Here is a 19,840-nt window from a genome sequence, read left to right as displayed (position 1 = left end):
GTCGTCCAGTCGTGAACCACGCAGCCGGTAAGCACGCTAAAAAGAACCTAGGAGAACGGTATGCCGTGGAGCTTGCATGGATATAAAGTGGGGGCTAGCGAGCAGTGGTTCGAGGAAATACCGCGCGACGAAGACGCCTTGGATGGATTCATCACCGCGGCTCGAAGAGCCATTGAGCCTTGGCTCTCTGCTGTGTTCCAGTCGGAACATTTAAACCTTCTACTAGGCAGCGGATTTACAGCCGCAGTTGGCCACCAAACAAAGGCCGCAGCAACAGGCATGGGCCCCGTTGCGTTTGGCTCAAAGTACGACGACAAGATCGATGCGTACGCTAAGAAGTCTGCCACGGCAATGGGACGGGGCAGCGCGAATATCGAAGATCAACTCCGCGGCGCTCTGATGGTATTGGAAGGTCTGAAGGTGATTGGTGATGACGCCGATCGGCGGGCTCTTCAAGACCAGATGGATGCCGTATTGCTCAATTTTCTGGGTTCTTTACTTAGTACCGAGCGGGCTATCGCAGAAGCGCGCGACGAGGACTGGAAGTCAGGCGTTTCTGCATTGCAGTCATTTTTATTGAGTTTCGCAAGTCGGGCTGCCTCGAGAGAGCGCCTACATGTCTTCACGACGAATTACGAGCGACTGATCGAATATGGTTGCGATCTTGCAGGGCTTCGCATAATCGACAGATTTGTAGGCGCGCTGAATCCCGTTTTCCGGTCGACACGTGTTGACGTCGATATGCACTACAACCCTCCCGGAATTCGAGGCGAGCCGCGCTTCATGGAAGGCGTGATACGACTCACGAAGCTGCACGGATCCTTAGACTGGCATATTAACGCGCGGACGAAGCAAATGCACCGCGTCGGCATCCCTTTTGGGGCTGGGATTAGCCATTCTGATGTGCCAAAGAAGCCAATCGAAACGGTGATGATCTACCCGAATCCGGCGAAGGACGTTGAGACGACTGCCTATCCGTACGCGGAGCTATTCCGTGATTTCGCCGCCGCTCTTTGTCGACCAAACTCAGTACTCGTCATCTATGGCTACGGCTTCGGCGACGACCATGTGAATCGCGTTTTGCTTGACATGTTGAGTATACCGTCTACTCACATCGTGATCATCGCCTTTGGCACCAAAGCCGAATCCTCTGCGCGCGCACGGTCTTTCTACAACAACGCAGCCCGACCCGCGCAAATTTCTCTCCTGGTGGGGGAACACTTTGCGCACCTAGAGAATCTCGTCACTCATTACTTACCGAAGCCGGCGATCGACTTCATCACGAGCCGTATGGCGGAGTTACTAAAGCACCGCCCGTCTGGCACAGCGAGTGGAGAGGACATCGGACAAGCTGCATCGATCGGTGCAGAACCCGTAGCGCAGCCGGCGCCAACCATGCTCCCCTCCACAAGCTCGCCGCCACGCGGTCCAAGCGCGTCACCATTCGCAGCGACAGCACAGGGCGCACCATCATCTCCTGCGCCAAGTGCGTCCGCCACGATACCCAGTCCGTGCCCAGCTCAAATGTCGGATGACGAACCATTCTGAGGTTGTGATGACAAGTCCTATCGAACAACTTGCAGAGTTGGTAGTCGGCACGGTTGAGTCTGTCTCACCGAACGATATTCGTGTGATGCTCGAAATGAACGCGCCACAGGCCACCGCTTTGAATTCCGGCGCGCCCGCATCCTTCCCACGTATCAACGGATACGTGCTCGTACCTAACGAGGCTGGCGCTACGGTTTGCTATATAAGCTGGGTTGGAATTGAACAGGCGAACTATCCGAAGGGTATTGGAAGCAAGGAAGTCGGCCTGATCGATCTCCCGTTTCCTACACGGAAGATGGCCGTGGCGCCTGTAGGAACATTGACGACATTCCGCGATAGACGCGCAGGTACGGTGCGGTTCGAGCTGTCCCGGGGGGTAATCGCGTTTCCCTCGGTGGGGGATCAGGTCCTGATCCCAACGTCGGATCAGGTGGCGGCCATTGTAGGGTCGAAGGACACTAACAAGCGCGTCAGAATCGGCAGTTCACCCATGGCAGCAAACGCTGCGATCATGGTGAATCCAGACAAAATATTCGGCCGGCACCTTGCAGTACTCGGGAACACCGGAAGCGGCAAGTCATGTTCAGTTGCAGGACTGATTCGATGGTCTCTGGACGCTGCCCGTAGGGAGCGCGCAAGTCGCGGATTGCAAACCGATGGGCCGAACAGTCGTTTCATAGTCCTAGATCCGAACGGAGAGTACGCGAGGGCCTTCCGAGACTATGGCGATGAGTTGCGGCTCTTTCGCGTCCCGCCGGTTGAAGGCAGTGCCCGCCCGCTCGATGTACCTGCATGGACTTGGAATGGTCATGAATGGGCCGCCGTAGCACATGCACAACCCGGCGTCCAGCGCCCCATGCTCTTTCAAGGGATTCGAGAGCTTAAAAGTGGTCAGACCGAGGGAGTTCCGCGCGAAGCAATCATTCGTCGCTACTTGGTCTCGTACGCCGTTCGTGTTGGCTCGTTACTGAACCAGGGCACCCAGGCGTTCGCTGGTTCAGCAGGTATGAGGTTCCAGTGCGCGAGAATGCTCGAAACGATTACAAATGACGTTGCAGCATTCGCGACGTCAGTGAGCGATCCAGCAGTCAGCGCGTCTCTGACCGGCATTACTACGGTGACTAGTCGTGTCGTGAACAGTCGTAGATCAGGACAATACTTCAACGATTTCTCCGTAACCGATCTCGAAACGGTTCGCGATGCCCTAATTCAAGCGGCCGATCCACTTCCCGACCTTGCCAGCGTCGCCCCGGTGAGTGAGGATGCCCCACGTCCTTTTGATGTGACGCTTTTAGCCGATCATCTGGAGCGCATAGCGATCGAACAAGGTGGTAACGTCGCGGCGTTTGTTTCAACGCTCGGGCTTCGCATCAAGGCGATGTTAGCGGATCAACGGTTAGGGTCTGTCATTGCGAGAGACCCCCCAACGACGTTCTCAGCGTGGCTCGAAAACTACATCGGGAGCGACGGTGCCGCAAACGGTCCACTCGCTGTAGTCGACCTGTCTTTGGTCCCTTCAGACGTCGTCCACGTCGTTGTTGCCGTCCTATCGCGACTTGTTTTTGAATCTCTGCAGCGGTATCGCCGACAGCAGACGGAAGGTAGGGCGCTCCCCACTGTGCTTGTCTTGGAAGAAGCACACACCTTTGTGCGGCGGGGCAGAGACGACGACGCGTCCATTACTTCGCCCGCCCAACTCTGCCGCGAAGTCTTCGAGCGCATCGCGCGCGAAGGGCGCAAATTTGGACTTGGCTTAGTACTGTCGTCACAACGACCATCAGAATTATCTCCAACCGTCCTTGCCCAATGTAATACCTTTCTCCTCCATCGCATCGTCAACGATAGCGACCAAGACCTCGTGGGACGCTTGGTACCAGACAATCTCGGCGGTCTGCTTCGCGAATTGCCAAGCTTACCTTCCCGTCAGGCAATTCTTCTAGGCTGGGCGACGCCCATCCCGGTGCTGGTGGAAATGGATGAGCTGTCAGATGACCAGCGCCCTCAATCTGACGATCCAGATTACTGGGATGTATGGACTGGAGCCTCGGAGCGGACAGTGGACTGGGCGGCTATCTCGCGGGACTGGGCGGGAGAGGCGCAAGTGAACTTACGAAGCGGCGATACGGTCGGTCTTGACGACGGGAATGACCTGGCGTGAACGAGGGTAGCAATGTGCCCGCCGCAAAAAAGTCCCCACATTGCGGAAAATTCACCTGCACCGGTGGCCTCGGTCATGCTCCTGGTAGCCACCGCCTTTCTTCCTCCTTGTCTTGCGAAAAGTCCCTGACGCCGCCATGTCCCCGTCCCCGGAGCGTCCTGATTTGGCGTTACCCGGACCCATATATGTCTCAGGATTGTCCCAATCTGAACCCACACATGCTCCGCTCTTGACCCAATTGTAGGAGCGGCAGAAGGGACATACATCAATAGACCTGGATGTTTACACACCGTCTCTCCGGCCCGCCAAGGTATGAGCGGATCTCGACATGGTGCGCCGACACTATGTCATACAAAAGAGAAGACCGATTAGGATAGAAAATCAAATAAAATCAATAAGTTAGCGGCACCCAAGGGGTGCGTCATGTGTGAGGCCCTTAAGGGGGACGACGGCGGCCACGGCGGCGGCGGCCTTAAGGGCCTGGTGAACGTCCGGGGGACGTTCACAGCGTCATCAGGACGGCCCCGCCGGCGCAGCCGGTGGGGTTGGACGCCACACCCCACACCACCGCCTGCCAAAAGCATAGGGCCGCCCGAAAGGCGGCCCTATGCTTTTGAGACTCCCGTCGCGGGAAGCAGCGCTTCAATCAGCCCGGTGGGCGAGCTTGAGCCAGCCCACGCGTGCAGGGTTCACGCCCGCAACGCACGCACGGCGACATCCGGAGCGCTCGCCACGATTTTCAGCAAAGCAACCGCCGGCCCCGTCGGATTGCGATGACCCTGCTCCCAGTTTTGCAGCGTGCGGACGCTGACTTGAATCGCCTCTGCGAATTCCGTTTGAGACAGGTGCGTCTTCTCGCGCGTCGCCTTGACGTCCACCGTCTCGACCTTGAACACACGCGAGGGCTGCATCTTCCCTTTGCGAATAGCCGCCGCTTGCTTCAGGCTGGTCTGCAGTTCGTTAAACAGAGTGTCGTCCTTCTTCATAGTCACAGCTCCTTGACCAGTTCGCACAGCACGGCTATCTCGTCAGGTGTCAGGTTGTCCTTCTTGGATTTCGGGTACGCCACCAGCATGTAAATTTGGTGGTCTTCGCTGAGCCAGTAATAGATGACCCGAATTCCGCCGCTCTTGCCAGTACCTTGCCGACCGTAGCGCACCTTCCGTATGCCGCCGCCGCCTCGGATGAGATCGCCTCGCTCGGGGTTCTCAATCAGCAGCTTTTGCAGCCCGGTATATTCCTCATCCGACAACAACGCGGTAATCAGCTTCGTGAAAACCGGGGTCTCGATAAATTCCATAGGTCAATTATATACGTCATTGACGTAGGTCTCAAGCAATTGAGCCCTACCGATCAGTCCCGCATGAGCAGCCAGGGACCGCGCTCACCGCTGCCGCCCCTCCTGATCACCACGCGGATCTGTTCCCGGCCTAGGCTACTCGTCCTCCTTGGCGTTTTGGTCGGCTGCCGGGGCTTGCAGCGCCTTGGGCAACCAGCCCTTGCCCGCCAGCAGCTGTTCGGCGGCGGCAGCGGCTTCCCCCTTCTTCATCGCCAACAACGGCTTGGCCTCACCCTCGCCCACCGCCTCGGCCACTACGGCGGCGATGCGGTCCTTGGATACATGGCTCAGATACGTCTGTGCCGTGGGCGACCACCACTTGGCCATGTCCAGGCCGACCACGCCGGCAAGGCGATCCAAGTGGCGGGTGTCGGACGAGTGGCTGTAGTCCCGGACGCGGTAGATCGTCGCAGCCAGTAAAGCGCCCAACAAGCCGAGGTTGTCCGCCTGAGCGCGCTCCAACAGCCAGGGCAACACCGCCTGCCGGTCCCCTGGCACATCCCGCGTATGCAGCTCCATTTCCTTCTGGACCGCTTCCCAGGCTGGTGCGCTTTCCATGCTGGCATCGACGCGTTCCAAGTCTCCGTGGGCACTGCTGGCAGAGAGGGAAAAACTGAGCGTCTGGTAGGCACGACCCATGGGATCGTTGACCTCGGCCAGCAACTGCTCGATGAGTAGGCACAAGGCGAGATTCGGCCGCTGGATGATTTCCGCTTGCAAGGCAATGACGCGTTGGGCGTGCAGCCTGTTCGTCAGCGCCTCGGAATGCACCGGCCGCGTCTTGACGGGCGGCAGGTCCACGGTTGCGGCGTCGCGGCCTGCATCCTGGGCAGCACTACGGACCTGGGCGGCGACCGCCTCCCGGTCCTCCTGGCGGATCAAGCCCCGGGTGGCCGTCAGATCGCCGTGGTAATCCAGGTGCAGCATGACGCCAGCCAGCGGCTTCAGGTCGGCCGGATAGTCGTACAGCTTGGTGCGAATCCCCTCGATCTGACCTTCCCAGCTTTCAAGATTGACGCGCAGCTTTGCCAGTTGGGCCTCGTCCTGGTCGTCCGCTTGCAGAAACTCTCGCATCTTGGCCTGGGTGTCGTCGCGCTTTTTCATGAGCGCGGCCAGCTGTTTGGCCTGGGCCTTGTCCGGTTCCTGGTGGACGCGTTGGATTTCACCGAAGTGCTTACGCTCGCTGTGCTCGAACGAAATCTCGTAGTCGATCCAACCCCATCCCTCACCGGCCACGGCCTTGGCAAGCTTGGAGCGCTGCATCTTCGCCAATGCCATCTCACGCACCTTTTCCGGGTCGTCCAGGTACGCATCGTCCCAGAACAGGTCGCGGCGCACCACGCCGCCCGCCTTTTCGTAAGCGGCGACGGTCACGTAGCGGGCGACCGCGCTGTCGCCCCGGATTTCCGTCTCCGCCAACAATTCTCGGATGCGGCTCGGGCGATGGCAGTAGCCTTGCTTGGCCGCTTTCCAGGCGGCTTCCTGGCGGGCGTGATCGGACACCGATGCCAGCGCCTGCATTTCGTCCAGGTCGATCTTGCCCTGGCGGAAGAGGTTCATGAGCGCGGGCGACACGCCGCCCAAGGCGAGCAGCTTCTTGACGGCCTTCTCGCTCGCGCCATGCGCGGCGGCAATCGCGTCCACCGTCCAGCCCTCGGCGCGCAGCCGGGCATAGGACTCGTACACGTCGGCCGGGTGCATGGCCTTGCGGGCAACGTTCTCGATGAGGCTGGCATGGTGGGCGTGTTCGGCGGGTATGACGAGGCAGGGCACCCCGTAGCCATCCGGGAAAGCGCTTTCTTCGATCAGCAGGCCGATGGCGGCAAAGCGGCGACCGCCCGCGCACACTTCGTAGTAGCCGTCCGCCGTAGCGACGACGACCAGGTTGTGCAGCAACCCGCCGATGGCGGCGATCTGCGCCTTCAATTCCAGAAGCTCGGGGTCGTACGCCCCTTCGACAGATCGCCGGGCCTGGTACTGCGCGCTCAGCCGGAGTTGCGAATACGCAATGTCGGCGCGGACGCCAGCGGCGTGTACGGCGGCAAGTTCCTTGGAATCGAGTTTCATGGCGTGTTCTCCTGGATTGGGTTGTCGGGTCAGTGCAACAGGGTGGAAGCGGGGCCCTCGGCGAGCAGCGCGATCAGCGTCGAGAGCTCGCGCATCGTCATGGCGGGAAGCCGGATGGCAATGCCAAGCGCGTGTGCGCGGCGCACGTCGTTGGCCAATCTGATAAAGTCGTGGTGCATCGCAGTTCTCCTTGCAACAGGGTGGGTTGGGATGTGCGCCCCTGTCGGTTGCCGCCGATCAGGGGCGATTTCTTTGGTGGCCAGCGTTGATGGCCGGATTAGTAGCCGAGCCAGTCCAGCAGGACCGCGCCGCGATACAACGGATGCTTGCCATGGTCGGCAAAGAATTCGTCCGCATCGAGTTGATGGCCGCGAATGTGCTGCATGGCCTGAAAGCGGGTCAGCACGGCGTCGCGGGCGTCACAAAGGTCCCGAAACCCGTGTCGCGGAAGCAGGCCGTACTCGATGAGGTCGGCCAGCAGGTCGATCAAGTCCTGGCGGTATCCCTGCCACGTGACCAGTTCTGACTCCACAGAGAAAGCGATGACGGGAGGACCGTCAAAACCCTTGGCGACAAGTGCACGCTGGTGTTCGGCGACGCTGCGCTCCGTGAAGCGGATGCCTCGGGCTACAAGCGCAGCCTTGGTCTTGGCACATTCGTCGCAGGCGGCGGTGGTGTAGAGAGCGATATGCATGGTTCTGGCTCCAGGTCAGGTCAGAAGGGCAGGTCGTCGTCCTGGGCGGGCGGAGTGTCGTTGTGCGAATCGGTGCCCGCCCCTGCACTGCTCTGGCGAGCGCCGCCGAGCATTTGCATCTGGTCAGCTACTACATCGGTGGCGTAGCGGTCCTGGCCGGTCGCCTTGTCCTGCCACTTACTCGTTTTCAGATGGCCCTCGATGTACACGGAGAGACCCTTTTTCAGGTACTGCCCGGCGATTTCGGCCAGCCGGTTGAACAGGACGACGCGATGCCATTCGGTTTCTTCGCGGACCTCGCCGGTGCCCTTGTCCGTCCATTGGCTGGTAGTAGCGAGCGAAATCCTGCAGATCGCGCCTCCGTCATCGCCGTAGCGGACCTTCGGATCGCGGCCCAGGTTGCCGACGAGAGTGACCTTGTTGACCGATGCCATGACCCTGCTCCTTGCAGAAGTTGAGATAGACCCAGGTTTGGTGTTGGCCCGCTCGCCCGGGGAAAGCGTGTGAGGCGGCACCCACAGAAAAGAACGAATCCGTTCGCAACGCACGCTTTCAGCGACTTCGATCTGCACGCGCGCATCGCCAAGCTTGCGTACGACCGCGCTCACGGGCGCAGTGGGTGTGTCGCCACGCGTTTGCATGCGCCAGGTCACCCGCTGACCTTCCTGGAAGTCCGTCACGAGAGCCGGCTGCTTGGCTTTATCTGCGGCATTCACGTCGAAATCTCCCGAAAGGTGGTTTGTTGTGCTGACCGGGCCTGAAGATCGTTAGCCCGATCGTGAACGGCTGGAATCGCTGGACTTTGTCTTCGCGGTAGTTGCCGCCAGTCCTGTGAGTCGCCGAGCCCGTGCCGGTCTGGATCACGACGAGAGGACCGGAAAGGGGCAGGAGCGGAGGCCGCATGCGGCGCGCAGGCCGAAGGCCGAGCACCGAACGGGTGAGCACCTGGCGCAGCGAACCCCTTGCAGGGAGGAACGCAGTGATACAGTCGGCGGTTTCAGGGCTCTGCGGCTTACAGGCCAGGCATGCGAGAACAGGGTCAGAGAGACGCAGTCGTGCCGCGCGGCGAGCGCCCCCACCCGCGCCCCGGCGCGGGTCAATCTCGGCCAAAGGCCGACGGCAAGCGCCAGCGCGCAGCGCCGTCAGGCGCGAAGGCGTGATGGGATGGAAGCCCGCAGGGGCGAGACTGGCGCAGCCAGGCTGGACGCGCAGCGCGACAGCCCGACCCGCCGGCGTTGTCGGCGGGGCACGCCCAGGCTTTTCCCCGGCCAATGCCGCCCTGCCCCACACGGGACCTTCGGCACAAGCACCAGTGCGACAGGCCGGCCACGCGGCGACGGCATCAAGCCCGCAGACGCCGATCGCCAGCGGCCTCGGCCGCTGACACGCGACGCGAAGCGGCATGCGCAGCGCTGTCAGGTGCAAAGGCCACTTGAGGTCATTTCCCGTCTAGCTCGTCCAGGACCTGGCCAGCCAGTGCGTTAAGGTCGATTTCCAATCCAGCAATGGCTTGCACTTCCTCCAGCGGCAACGATTCGAGGACTCGCACCAGGCGGCGCTCGCTCTCACGTGCCGCCAGAAGCGTCCAGGCGCCATAGTTGGCGATGGCAGCCAGGCCGTCGCGATTTTGGCGACCGTAGCCCGTAAGAAAGGCCCGCAAACCGGCCTCCTTTACGATCTTGTCCCGGCTCATGCTGCGATCCTCTCCACGTTGGCGAGCTGAAGCCGCTGCACCGCGGCCTGGTGGTACTTCGGATCCATCTCGATGCCGTAGAACCGGCGCCCCGCCTGGCGGGCCGCTACGCACGTCGACCCGGAGCCAGCGAACGGATCCAGCACAATATCCCTCGGCCGGCTGAAAGCCTCGATCAGCGGCGCTAGGCATTCCACGGGCTTTTGCGTCGGATGGTGCCGGTTGCCGGTGTATTTCCACGGCATCACGTCCGGCAACGGCACTGCCGGTACAGCCGGCTGACCCTTGGCCAGCAAGTAGGCCGATTCGTGCCGATAAGCCAGGAACCGCGCTTTGGACTGGTACTGCTTGGCAAAGACCATATGGCCGACCACGCGAAAGCCCGCGGCGCGCCAAGCGGCAAAGAATCGATCCACGCGATTCCAGCCATAGAACGAAATGCAGAAGGCATCATCGCGCAGGACGCGGAACATCTGCGCGAAGGCCGGCATCAGCCATTCGTCATGCTTGTCATTGGCAATGCTGCGGCCGCTGCGGTCGCGGTAGTTCACCAGGTACGGCGGGTCGGTCAACACGAGATCGACGCAGCGATCAGGCAGGGTGGGAAGAACGGACAGGCAATCGCCCAGGACGACACGGCTCATAGAAGGCCCCTTTGCGTGCAGCAATGGCAGCCGATCTGCATTGCACTGCACGGGGCATGCGGGCGCAGGCCGGGAGGTGCCGGTCAAGGGACGTGGAATACCGCAGTGCGCGCAGCGGACAAGGATATGCCGCGAAAGCCCTTGAAACGCCCGACGCGGCTACAAGGCCGCGCGCCGCGACGGGCGTGTCCGGGGCCGCAAGGCCTGCGACAGTGTGCGCCGTGCAGTGCTTGACGGCCCGCACTGCAGGAAGATCCTGCGCGGCTTGGCCGCGCTCGATCCCAGTCGGGACCGAAGGAGCGCTAGAAAAGCGTCATCTGGCCGGCCGCCGCCGCCCGTCCGGCCGCCCGCGACATCGCGGGCGATGCGGCCACCTCGCCAGGGCTGGCCGGCAGCACCGCGGCCTCCCCGGCTGGGGTGACAAGCAACGCAAGCGCCGCATCCTCGGTCTCCCGCCGGCGCAAGCGCCCAGTCCACCCGCCCAGGATGTGCGCCGGCGTGTACCACTGCTCCCATTCCTCGACGCCGAGAGCGTTGCCATGGACGACGATCGCCGGAATGTGCAGCAGGGCGAGCTGCAGATACGCCATGTGCACGCAGCGGAGATCGATGTCGATCGCGATCACGTGCATGGCTCGCTGGTAGTTGATCCTGGCGTCGTGAAGCGCGTGGGCGGCGGAGATAATCATGCCGCCGGCGCCGCAAGCCGGCTCCATAAGTCGCAGGAATCCGCGCCGGCCGACTTCACTGGCCAGGTCGTGTTCGTCACCCATGATGATTGCGCCCATGAGGCGCGACACCTCGTAGGGCGTGAAAAACTGACCGGTACCGCTGTTACCCATGTCGAGCATCATGAACGTGCTTCCCAGCACATCGCCAAACTCGCCTGCGGCGACCCGTTGCTCCCAGCACTGCACCAGGTGCGCGAAGGCCTTGGCCAGTTGCTGCAGGTCTTCCTTGTGGTAATGACCTACGATTTCCAGGTAACGCTTTTCGCGCCTTTCGAACTGCGCACGATCGACCGCATTGGCCAGCGCCAAGGCACTCATCTCGGTCCAGTCGGACCAGGTCCGGTCCAGCCCATGGGTTCGGGACAGCTCCCGCAGAATCTCGACGATCGCTTTCTGATGTTCATCGGCGGAGTTGAAGAATCTGCGCTGTTGTGCCTTGCTAGTCTTGGCCATGTATGTTCTCCGGTTGCCAGGGCGGGAATGCCCGGAACTGGAGGACACGGCGCAGCGCAGTGCTCAAGTGTCGAAGACGGCCCCAGGGCCGCAAGCCGCGCGGGCGGAGCCTGCGCGGCGCCGCACTTGAACGCGAGAACGACGTGGCAAACTGACCGGGAATGCAGACCGCCCAAAACGTGTGGCTTGGCAAGGTGGTGTTCGCATGCAGGCCCTGGCCCTGCGGCGCCACTTAGCAGGAGCATCGCAGCAAAGGTCGCCAGCGCCGCCACGAAGAACAATGGCCCGCCGAAGCAGGCCCGCCGCCGTCAGTCGATGGCAGCCAAGATCGCCGAGGCCTCGGCGTGAACGCTGGCGAATTCGCGCAAGGCGCAGTATTTGTCGACCAGGTCGGCGCCTTGCGGACGCTGGCAAAGCTCGCTCAGGGCGAAGAGGGTGGCCACGATACCCGCCGCGTCGGCCGACATCGTGCGATTGCACCAATTCAGCGGCCACACAATGCGCAGCGTGTCATGGCCGGTCGGCGCCATATAGAAACTGCCGGGGATCTCGTAGTAGTGCCAATAGCCGCCGTGGTAGTCCTCGGACAGACGATCGAGCCATCCGTAGACGGCGAGCTCGCCGGTCAGCATCAGACGCTGCCCGAAGTGCTTGGGCAGGAAGTCAGGCGTTCGCTGTCCAGAACGAGGCGAACAGTGGTGGAGATAGCTTGAGCTTGCATCATGTCGTGCTCCTTGATAGTCATCCTGGCCGGTTGGCAGGACGGGAGCGCTGGCGCCCTGCGGAACAAGCGCTGGGCGCAAGGGGACGTGGAATAAAAAGCGAGCGACGCGAGCGATTTATGCCGCGAAAGCCCCTTGCGCCTGGCGCGCGCAGGGCAAGGATGCACCCGACCTGTCGCCAGGCCGGGGGCATCGAGTCAATCAGGGCATGAGATGCCGCTCAGCCAGCGACGTGATTGCGTTGCCTGCGACAATGAGGTGATCCAGGAGCGTCACGCCCACCAGCTGCAGCGCAGTCTTCACCTCGCCGGTCGCCGTGACATCAGCGCCGCTGGGCTCCGGGTTTCCGCTCGGATGATTGTGCGCCATGATGATTGCCGCAGCGTTGTGCGCCAGTGCCGCTTTAACAATTTCGCGTGGATGGAGCGGCGCCTGGGCAAGCGTGACGCGAAGAGCTCGTCGTACGCGATGAGTTCGTTCTCGGAAGTGATGTACAGGACGCCAACGACTTCGTGCTACGGCCGGGATGAAGCCAAAACGCAGGAAATCGCACAGAATGGCGTGGAAGGCGGTCCGGGAGCTCTGCGTCGTCGAACCTGGCGCAACACCGGCTTCGCGGCATCTCGATTGCCAGCAGAAGCGCTTCGCTGGCTACGTCCTCTGCGCTATGCTTCGCGTCGATGGCGCGGGCGACCTCGACGAAACTAGCCTGATGTCGAGCGTTGGATCGCCCGTATGCTGTTAAGTCAATTGAAGACTTTTCCGTAATCCGTTCAATTAAATGGGATTGGAGGCTGAAGATGAGAGGCAGAGATGGCAAGGGATTCAATAATCACACTAGATCCGCCCATATCGAGGATACCCGATGGAGGCGCAGCAAGGTGCAACACGCCGACCACTCGCAATGATCCTGCGGCCCATTTGAGTGCCAGTCCGCCGACGGATCCATCTGGTTTTCCGCCGTCGTTGTCGACTGCCACAGCGCTATCAGCCAGAGAACGCCTAAATGTCACTCAGCGCACGGCGCTGTTCCGATACGTTGACGTAAGCTGACTGACGGCGGCGCCGAGCAACTGCTATACGACTTTGCCCGACATCGTTAGCGTAGGAAAGGCCCACGGGACAAGCCCGGCGAGGCGTGTGGCCTCCGATTGTCAGGACTGGGCGGCTGGGGCTCTTCCCCGGGCACCGGATCACGATGCACATCCAAACCGAGAGAGGAGCCAGATCGGGCTATTTCTTCCTCGATATCAGCCCTAACTCGTACGCGACGGAAAGTGGACAGACCAGCCCTCTTCCCGCGCATTTTCGAAAATTGCTCCTCTAGTCGCTCGAGGGCATCGGTTTCATCTTCTTCCGGCCCCTTGATGTTCCGCGGCCCTTTCGGCGTGGCAGGAGGTTGCTGGCCCGGGGGGCCTCGGGGAGTTGATGGTGGCGGGAAGCGTGTGGGGAAGACCATAATACGCACCTCTTGGATCAGTTCGGCAGGACGCCACTATCCACACTACGCCCGCTTTCGTTGAATACCTAAGGATCAACTGAAACAGATACTCTTCGCCGTCGCATACACACTGCACTTGAGTGACGTGGCGGCTCTCCCTCATCCTGTGCACGACCGCAGAAGTCGCGGCGGATCATTAAAGAGACACCGTGCTTGGCGAAGTAGTCGATGCGCCGCCTGCCAGCAGACTGACTAAACGCGGGCAAATTACCGCCTCATCAGCGGCCTCACTGACGCCCCATGCAGCATGATGGACGCGGCGACCGTGACAAGCGTGATGGTGGCTAACTGCTGTGCCAACGCAGTACTGATGCCATGGCGAATCGCAAAAAGCAGGTAGAAGACTGAGCCGATGCCCCGTATGCCAAACCAAGACATCATTGCAAGTTGATAGCCATCGTGAGAGCTGCCTGCGGTGCCGGCAATGACAGCGACCGGCCTTAGGAGTACAAAGAAGAGCGGGGTGAACCACCATGGCATGGCCTCTGGACTTACATAGGCCAGCATGGCACCAACGAGAAGCACGAGGGTGAGTTCGGCAAGTCTTTCCAATTGCGCGTTGAAGGCATGTACCGCGCGCGTCATGGCGGCACTGGCGTAGTGTGAATGGGCCGCCAATACCTTATCGGCGTGTTCGCCCGTACTCCTCGATATCCCGAGCGGAACGCTTCCGGCGCTAGGCCGCTCCTCCACACGCTGCAGAGCCAGTCCTGCGGCGAACACAGCCAAAAACCCCGATGCAACGCAGATTTGCGCGGCGCCATAGGCCAGGGCCACCAGACCAAGTGAGAGGAATTCATCCAGCCCGACGGCTTGGCGGTGCCGCGTACGCAGGTAGACGACCAGGCGGCCTATCATGGCCCCCAAAATAGCTCCTATGGCCAAGCCTCCTACAGTACCCCAGAGCAGGTCTATCAATGCCCAGCGCCACGCGCCGCCACCCAGTTCGTGCTGCCCCAATAAGCCTAACCCAAGCATAACGAATGGGAATGCCGTGCCATCGTTCAAACCGCCTTCGCCGGCAAGGCTAAAGCGCAGGTGATCCGGCTCCGGGCCTCGATCCGTCTTCACACCAGAGGCCAATACTGGATCGGTGGGTGCCAAGATGCCGCCAAGAAGTACGGCTTCCCCTAGCGACATTCCGAGGCCCCATACCCCGACCAGGGCAATCAGCCCTACCGTGAACGCCATGGAGACAAATGCCAAGCGAAGCGGGAGTACCCATCGCCTATCAAAGATCGGGACCCCCATCCGCAAGCCGACGGTGAATAGCGAGATGAGAAGGGCTGCTTCGGCCACCCGCTCCAGAACATCGGCATGCCGAAACAGGTCCGGCGCGATTAATCCGAACCAGCCCGGGCCGAGCGCATAACCCAGGCAGAGGTAGACCATCGCGCTGCTCAGCAAAAACCGGGCGAGTATCGTGCCCACCAAAACCATGGTGATAAGCAACGCGCCCAGCAAAACGAACCAATAGGGGTCTGCCATGGAATAGAACTAGCGGGGCGTTGGTGGGGGTCCTGCGCACCCGCGTCGCGCTCTCGTGCGGCGCCAAAGGTGGCTCAAATGCGTGATCTGGTTCACGCTCATCCACGCAAAAACGCTTGGCGCCCCGCACACTAAAACGGTTTTGCCGAGCCAGCCCATATTAGGGCCGCTGGGAAGTCACCCTCGTTTTTGTTCTCTTCGTGCAGCGCCCACGCCGGTCGTCAGTCCTTGACGTAGCGGAACTCGGGGAGCGCGCGCAGAGTATCCTTGCTCGCTCCGTCCATGCGCAGCCGTTTGTCGTCCACATGAAGCTCTTTAAACGGTACGGCGACCAGTCGATTGCCCACGCCCAAAAAGCCGCCGACCGACAGTATGGCATATGGTTCCTGATTGGCGGGACTGACGATGATGTCGTCCACGGTTCCGATCTTGTCCTTTTCACCGCTCAGAACATCGGACCCTATGAGCTTGGACGCGCGATAGCCCGTCGCCAACTGCACTACGTCAACGCGCTTCTCCGTAATAGATTGCGGTGCACCTTGCGCCAAAATGGTGCCGGAAGGCACCACGGCAACCAAGACGATTGCGAGGGTATACCGCGACGCGGCGAAGATCGAAGAGATGGCGGTCCGCTGCATGATGACTTTCTCCTGGAATGGCAACGCCGCTCGGCAACCGGCATGGAACTTGGCGCCCCACAGTTCATTGTGATTGGAAGTTGGTGATCTGATGCCAATACTGGTCGGCCCCACCTTCGGGACGTCCCGCTTGAACCCACAGCGTATACGCCCGCTCCCGTAAGTGTTCATCAAGAGCTCGGTACCAGAATTCGTCTGCACGACCTTCGGGCCGTTCCGCCTGTTCCCAGAGAAGATACGCTCTTTCTCGAACAGACTGCTCCAACCGTTGCTTCGTTTCCGAATCGGGCGCGATCTCGTCGCCCTCGGGTGCCAATTGACCGCCGCGGCTGATATGTATACGGGCGCTCAGGCTTTCCAATTCAGCGTCTGGAACCAAATGACCGCTTGCAGCGGCCTCTAGCGCTTTCGTCACGTAAGCCGCGTCGTCGGCAGTCTCCCCATGCGTCGCGAGGGTGATGCGATAGGTGTGTAACACCCTACCTGCGTCGTTTAGTACGTCCACAAGCTGTTCTGGCATGATCGGTGTACCTCCGGTTCGCACCCCTCCGCGCCGGCGGGGTGATGACGCACCCACTAACTGCCAAGCGATTTATATTTTGACAACTCGCTTGTAGAATGTTGCGCACCTAGAGAGTGACAAGCAATCCGTATGCCCGCTTCGTTCAGCGAGCGACTTGCCAGCGGCTCGCTGCCGGAACACCTCGGGCCATCGAGGCGTTCGACAGCGACAGTCAAACTGACCGGGCGTCGTACTCCGCAACCGCTCGTCTGAATGCCTCTAAGCCGTCCAAAGAGCAGCTCGCCGGTGATGCGTAGGCCCGATTAGCTGATGCAATGGTCAAGTCAAGCCTACCAGCATGTGCGCTAGTGACCTCCCACAAAAATCCTTCGCTGAACGGGGAAAAGTCCATTGTCAGTTTGAATGTCGTCCCCTGTCGCCCTTCCTCGACCAGAATCACGGCTCCTCCGTGCCCGACCAGAACACGGGCAAACCCTTCGCAGCAAGAAGGGCTCCCAGAGTCTTATGATTACATTTAGTACTCAGCGAGACCAAGCGGGAGCGGCGCCAGCAAGCAGGCGAATGGATCGAGGCTATACGATGCTGACCATCAACGTCGACCAGCACCCGCTCTTCAAGGATCACCGGCCGAACGTGGACGAGCGCATGGTCGTGATCCTGCCAGAAGGCCCGTCCGGGAATTGGCAAATTGCGGGCGTAGCAGTAATGTGGGATTTTGGATCATTGCTCCGCCGACCAGTCGGTTGCTGCGCTGGTCGTCAAGACCGCCGGCGCCAATCCTAAGGAATAGGTATGCAGCACCACGATGAGCTCCGTACGATGTGCGCAGACGACCTCGAGGTCATTGCCCAAGCCACGGCCGTACTGCCCCCGGGAGGCAAAATCACATCCGAACTGCTGGAGTATACGAAAACCATCGTCGGCCATTGCGCGAGCATCGGAGATCGCTATCCACATGGGGGGCGGTCAGCCGGCGATGAGATAAGGTCTCGATTCGCGAGACTATAGGTAGCCCTACGCGCGTTCCCTAAACCTCAGCCGACGCCTACGTCGACGAGCGATCCGAAAGCGCTTTGGTCTTGGGAAGCCAGATGCCAAAGCTAACGAGCCCATCGCGACAAACCGCTCGAACATCGCCACCATGCGCTCGAGCGATCTCTCTGGTGATAAACAGCCCGAGTCCTAAACTCGCCCTTTCTTCGGCACGACTGCTATTTGTCGCCCCACGGCGCATCGGCTCAAAAAGCAGCGCCAGTTCCGTATCGGGAATCGCGCTTTCAACAGCGTTTGTCACAGCCAGCTCAACGGTATTGTCCGTCCCCGTGACTTTCACTTGTATGAGACGGGAGGACACACCATACCTAACGGCGTTGGAGACCAGATTACCTAGGGCCTCACGGACGCGCGATTCATCAAACACCCCGCGACAATCTCCGGCAACCTCGAACTCAATGCGTGCGCCTGGATTCGCCGCGCGCAGCATCTCCAGCTCCTCTTCGCATTCTCGGTCCAAGTTCACGATTGACGTCGCCAAGACCATATGGCCATCCAACTTCGCCAGGTTGTAATCAAGCAACGAGCCAAGCAGGCGGCTCATCCTAGCCACGCTCCGCGATATAACGTCCACGAAACGATGCGTTTCGGGTGGTCCTGTGTGTCGGATAGCCCCGGCGGTCAGCGACACTGCATTCAGTGGACCACGCAGATCGTGCCCAAGCGCTGCCAGGAACAACTCGCGCCGCTTCTCGGTTTCGGCGACGAACGCCCGGACAGACTCCGCAATCGCTTGGTCTATTGCCTCATTGAAGCGCTGAATTTCAGATATGTCGTGCTCGGCAAATGAATGATGTGTGGCCCAGAGCCGTAGTACGCTAGACCGCAGGGCGCGATATTCCGCCAGGACCTGCTCTAGCGACAAGCCAACCTGCGCGCGCTGCAAGCCGTGCTCATCGGCGCCGCTATTTAAGGTAAGGTATCCTGCAGCCGATTCCCCGCGGCTTTTCGCGATACTAGCGCTCTCGGATTGATCCGTCCTGATGTCAACCGCGATGCTCTGCAAGATCGCTGGAATGTGGTTCCGGAGCAGCGCTTCCTTGGCCGAGGTCAGCGCCGTAAGCGTGCGCGCGAACTCTACAGCCTGCTCCACAATCGCTTCTTTCTCTTCCTCGATGAACTTGGCGAGGTGCATATTCGGTCTCGGGCGCCAGTCGCGGTTTCGTTCCCATCACGCCAAAAGTTTAAAGTAAAAGCGTGTGATTCTCTATGGGAACGCTTCCGCTATGCTCATCCGCCTTTGCGCAAAGCACCACCCCGATAATTACATATCTGGGACGGACCAAGGCGGACGTCGGCTGCTACAGTCGTTGAACCAACACGATGGTGGTACGGTGCATACCTTCACGCGTCCTAGTCGTAGACAATGACTGCCTCGTATTGTTCATGATGGTCGAACTGCTTACGGAACTAGGCTTCGAGCCTTGTGGCGTTGACCGTGGCGTTGCGGCGATTGCAGCGCCCGAGTCTAGCGACGCTTTCGACCCCGTGGTGGCTGACGTCGATATGCCGTGCGTCGCTCGTCTAGCTGTGTTCGAGGCGGCCTGGAAACGGGATGCGAACATGCCCGTTATGTACGTCAGCCGGTATGTATCAAGAAGGTGTCTGCACTGGTGTCCTAAGCCCACCCGCGGGCATCAGAGGGCCGGAATGGCAGAGCTCATATGCGCCAAAGGCCAGCATTGGCACTCTTTTCGACTTAGACCCTATCCACGAGGAGGGCTACGGTCCGAGACCGCTAAGAGAACCTAGACGCGAAGCGGTTGGCCAAACACGCCTCTACGGAGCGTACGGAGAAGCTCCCAGCGCACAGCGGCGAACCCCAGCAGTAAGCAAAAAAGCAAAAAAGCCCTCCAAGGAGGGCCTTTTCCGCACCTTATACCCGAACTAGTCGGTCATCGGCACTTACAGGGGCGTAATCTTCGTGGCTTGCGGGCCTTTGGCGCCCTGCCCAGCGATGAAGCTTACACGCTGATTTTCTTCGAGCGATTTGTATCCGCCGCCCTGAATCTCGGAGAAGTGAGCGAACAGATCCTTGCCGCCGCTCTCAGGCATGATGAAGCCAAAACCCTTCTCAGCGTTGAACCACTTAACGATACCGGTTTCCATATAGAAATCCTTGATGAGATACGGACGCACGTCCGAAATAGAGACGATCAAGGAGTAAATGGACAATGATGGCGAACTACTTACTCGACACAACCGAACGATCACAACGCTTGAAAATCTATCATCACTATGGGGCCACCACAGCCTTGCGTCAAGCGTTATCTCGATGGGTCGATGAGATCTTATCGAGGAAAGGCTTAAGCACTGCGGCGATCTCCATTGAGCGATAAGGCTTGCGGAGCGTGCCACCAGGCGGCGCACCAGGAGGCGTATCTTGCCTTGAGGCGTAGACGATGCCGATCTCGAGCCTGTTACGCCGAACGGCTCGGGCTAGTTCGACACCTGACTTCCCGTCAAGGCCAATCTCACCAGCATCACATCAGTCCATCGCCGTCCAGCAATGCCAGCGCCTCATCCGCGGAGGCAGCGGTAGGAACGGAATGACCCAGCATCCCGACCATCTCAGCTGTAATGCTTCG

General features: G+C 60.3%; 17 protein-coding genes and 1 pseudogene. 2 read left to right on the top strand and 16 right to left on the bottom strand.

The window, feature by feature from the left end; genetic code table 11:
* Positions 1-60 precede the first annotated feature (60 nt).
* Positions 61-1,548, top strand: coding sequence for an SIR2 family protein (locus CAL26_RS01365; protein WP_094845150.1), 1,488 nt, complete (start codon positions 61-63; stop codon positions 1,546-1,548).
* Between the two features lie 7 nt (positions 1,549-1,555).
* Positions 1,556-3,706 (top strand): ATP-binding protein, encoded by a 2,151-nt coding sequence (locus tag CAL26_RS01360; protein WP_094845959.1) that lies wholly within the window; start codon positions 1,556-1,558, stop codon positions 3,704-3,706.
* A 689-nt stretch (positions 3,707-4,395) separates the two neighbouring features.
* Here CAL26_RS01360 and nadS read toward each other — a convergent pair.
* The 16 genes and pseudogenes from nadS to CAL26_RS01270 all read right to left on the bottom strand — a co-directional run bounded on the left by nadS (position 4,396) and on the right by CAL26_RS01270 (position 19,361).
* Positions 4,396-4,692 (bottom strand): NadS family protein, encoded by a 297-nt coding sequence (nadS, locus tag CAL26_RS01355; RefSeq protein ID WP_066671150.1) that lies wholly within the window; start codon positions 4,690-4,692, stop codon positions 4,396-4,398.
* A 2-nt stretch (positions 4,693-4,694) separates the two neighbouring features.
* Positions 4,695-5,006, bottom strand: coding sequence for a type II toxin-antitoxin system RelE/ParE family toxin (locus CAL26_RS01350; RefSeq protein ID WP_066671154.1), 312 nt, complete (start codon positions 5,004-5,006; stop codon positions 4,695-4,697).
* A gap of 135 nt (positions 5,007-5,141) precedes the next feature.
* Positions 5,142-7,112 carry a ParB/RepB/Spo0J family partition protein gene (locus CAL26_RS01345; protein ID WP_094845149.1) on the bottom strand — a complete coding sequence of 657 codons (1,971 nt, stop codon included), beginning with the start codon at positions 7,110-7,112 and terminating at the stop codon, positions 5,142-5,144.
* 29 nt (positions 7,113-7,141) lie between these two features.
* The gene (locus CAL26_RS28220; protein ID WP_179283205.1) at positions 7,142-7,291 is read right to left on the bottom strand and encodes a hypothetical protein; all 150 of its coding nucleotides are present in this window, start codon (positions 7,289-7,291) and stop codon (positions 7,142-7,144) included.
* A 98-nt stretch (positions 7,292-7,389) separates the two neighbouring features.
* Entirely contained in the window at positions 7,390-7,806 is a 417-nt protein-coding gene (locus tag CAL26_RS01340; protein ID WP_066671160.1) for a glutaredoxin domain-containing protein, read from the bottom strand.
* Positions 7,807-7,847: 41 nt separating this feature from the next.
* Positions 7,848-8,240, bottom strand: a pseudogene (ssb, locus tag CAL26_RS01335) (single-stranded DNA-binding protein); the annotation flags it as partial.
* 1,004 nt (positions 8,241-9,244) lie between these two features.
* Positions 9,245-9,499 carry a hypothetical protein gene (locus CAL26_RS01330; protein ID WP_066671166.1) on the bottom strand — a complete coding sequence of 85 codons (255 nt, stop codon included), beginning with the start codon at positions 9,497-9,499 and terminating at the stop codon, positions 9,245-9,247.
* Positions 9,496-10,143, bottom strand: a complete 648-nt coding sequence (locus CAL26_RS01325) for a DNA methyltransferase (RefSeq protein WP_066671168.1) — start codon at positions 10,141-10,143, stop codon at positions 9,496-9,498. The genes CAL26_RS01330 and CAL26_RS01325 overlap by 4 nt, the downstream gene beginning before the upstream one ends.
* A gap of 302 nt (positions 10,144-10,445) precedes the next feature.
* Positions 10,446-11,327, bottom strand: coding sequence for an N-6 DNA methylase (locus CAL26_RS01320; protein WP_086066283.1), 882 nt, complete (start codon positions 11,325-11,327; stop codon positions 10,446-10,448).
* Positions 11,328-11,635: 308 nt separating this feature from the next.
* Complete coding sequence (locus tag CAL26_RS01315) at positions 11,636-11,959, bottom strand: antirestriction protein (RefSeq protein ID WP_143277333.1); 324 nt, start codon at positions 11,957-11,959, stop codon at positions 11,636-11,638.
* 291 nt (positions 11,960-12,250) lie between these two features.
* Positions 12,251-12,460, bottom strand: a complete 210-nt coding sequence (locus CAL26_RS28880; RefSeq protein WP_444876506.1) for a JAB domain-containing protein — start codon at positions 12,458-12,460, stop codon at positions 12,251-12,253.
* Between the two features lie 1,297 nt (positions 12,461-13,757).
* A complete protein-coding gene (locus tag CAL26_RS01300) occupies positions 13,758-15,038 on the bottom strand; it encodes a cation:proton antiporter (protein WP_094845147.1) in 1,281 nt (426 codons plus the stop codon).
* A gap of 221 nt (positions 15,039-15,259) precedes the next feature.
* Positions 15,260-15,676 (bottom strand): PRC-barrel domain-containing protein, encoded by a 417-nt coding sequence (locus tag CAL26_RS01295; protein WP_179283204.1) that lies wholly within the window; start codon positions 15,674-15,676, stop codon positions 15,260-15,262.
* A 64-nt stretch (positions 15,677-15,740) separates the two neighbouring features.
* A complete protein-coding gene (locus tag CAL26_RS01290; RefSeq protein ID WP_082988332.1) occupies positions 15,741-16,196 on the bottom strand; it encodes a DUF2934 domain-containing protein in 456 nt (151 codons plus the stop codon).
* 1,048 nt (positions 16,197-17,244) lie between these two features.
* Positions 17,245-18,387, bottom strand: a complete 1,143-nt coding sequence (locus tag CAL26_RS01280) for a sensor histidine kinase (protein ID WP_094845146.1) — start codon at positions 18,385-18,387, stop codon at positions 17,245-17,247.
* 770 nt (positions 18,388-19,157) lie between these two features.
* Positions 19,158-19,361, bottom strand: a complete 204-nt coding sequence (locus CAL26_RS01270) for a cold-shock protein (protein ID WP_066672932.1) — start codon at positions 19,359-19,361, stop codon at positions 19,158-19,160.
* Positions 19,362-19,840: the final 479 nt, after the last annotated feature.

The organism is Bordetella genomosp. 9 (genome assembly GCF_002261425.1).
GTDB lineage: Bacteria > Pseudomonadota > Gammaproteobacteria > Burkholderiales > Burkholderiaceae_B > Bordetella_C.
Note: the sequence above shows the minus strand (reverse complement) of the source record. Positions and strands in the feature narration are given on the sequence as shown.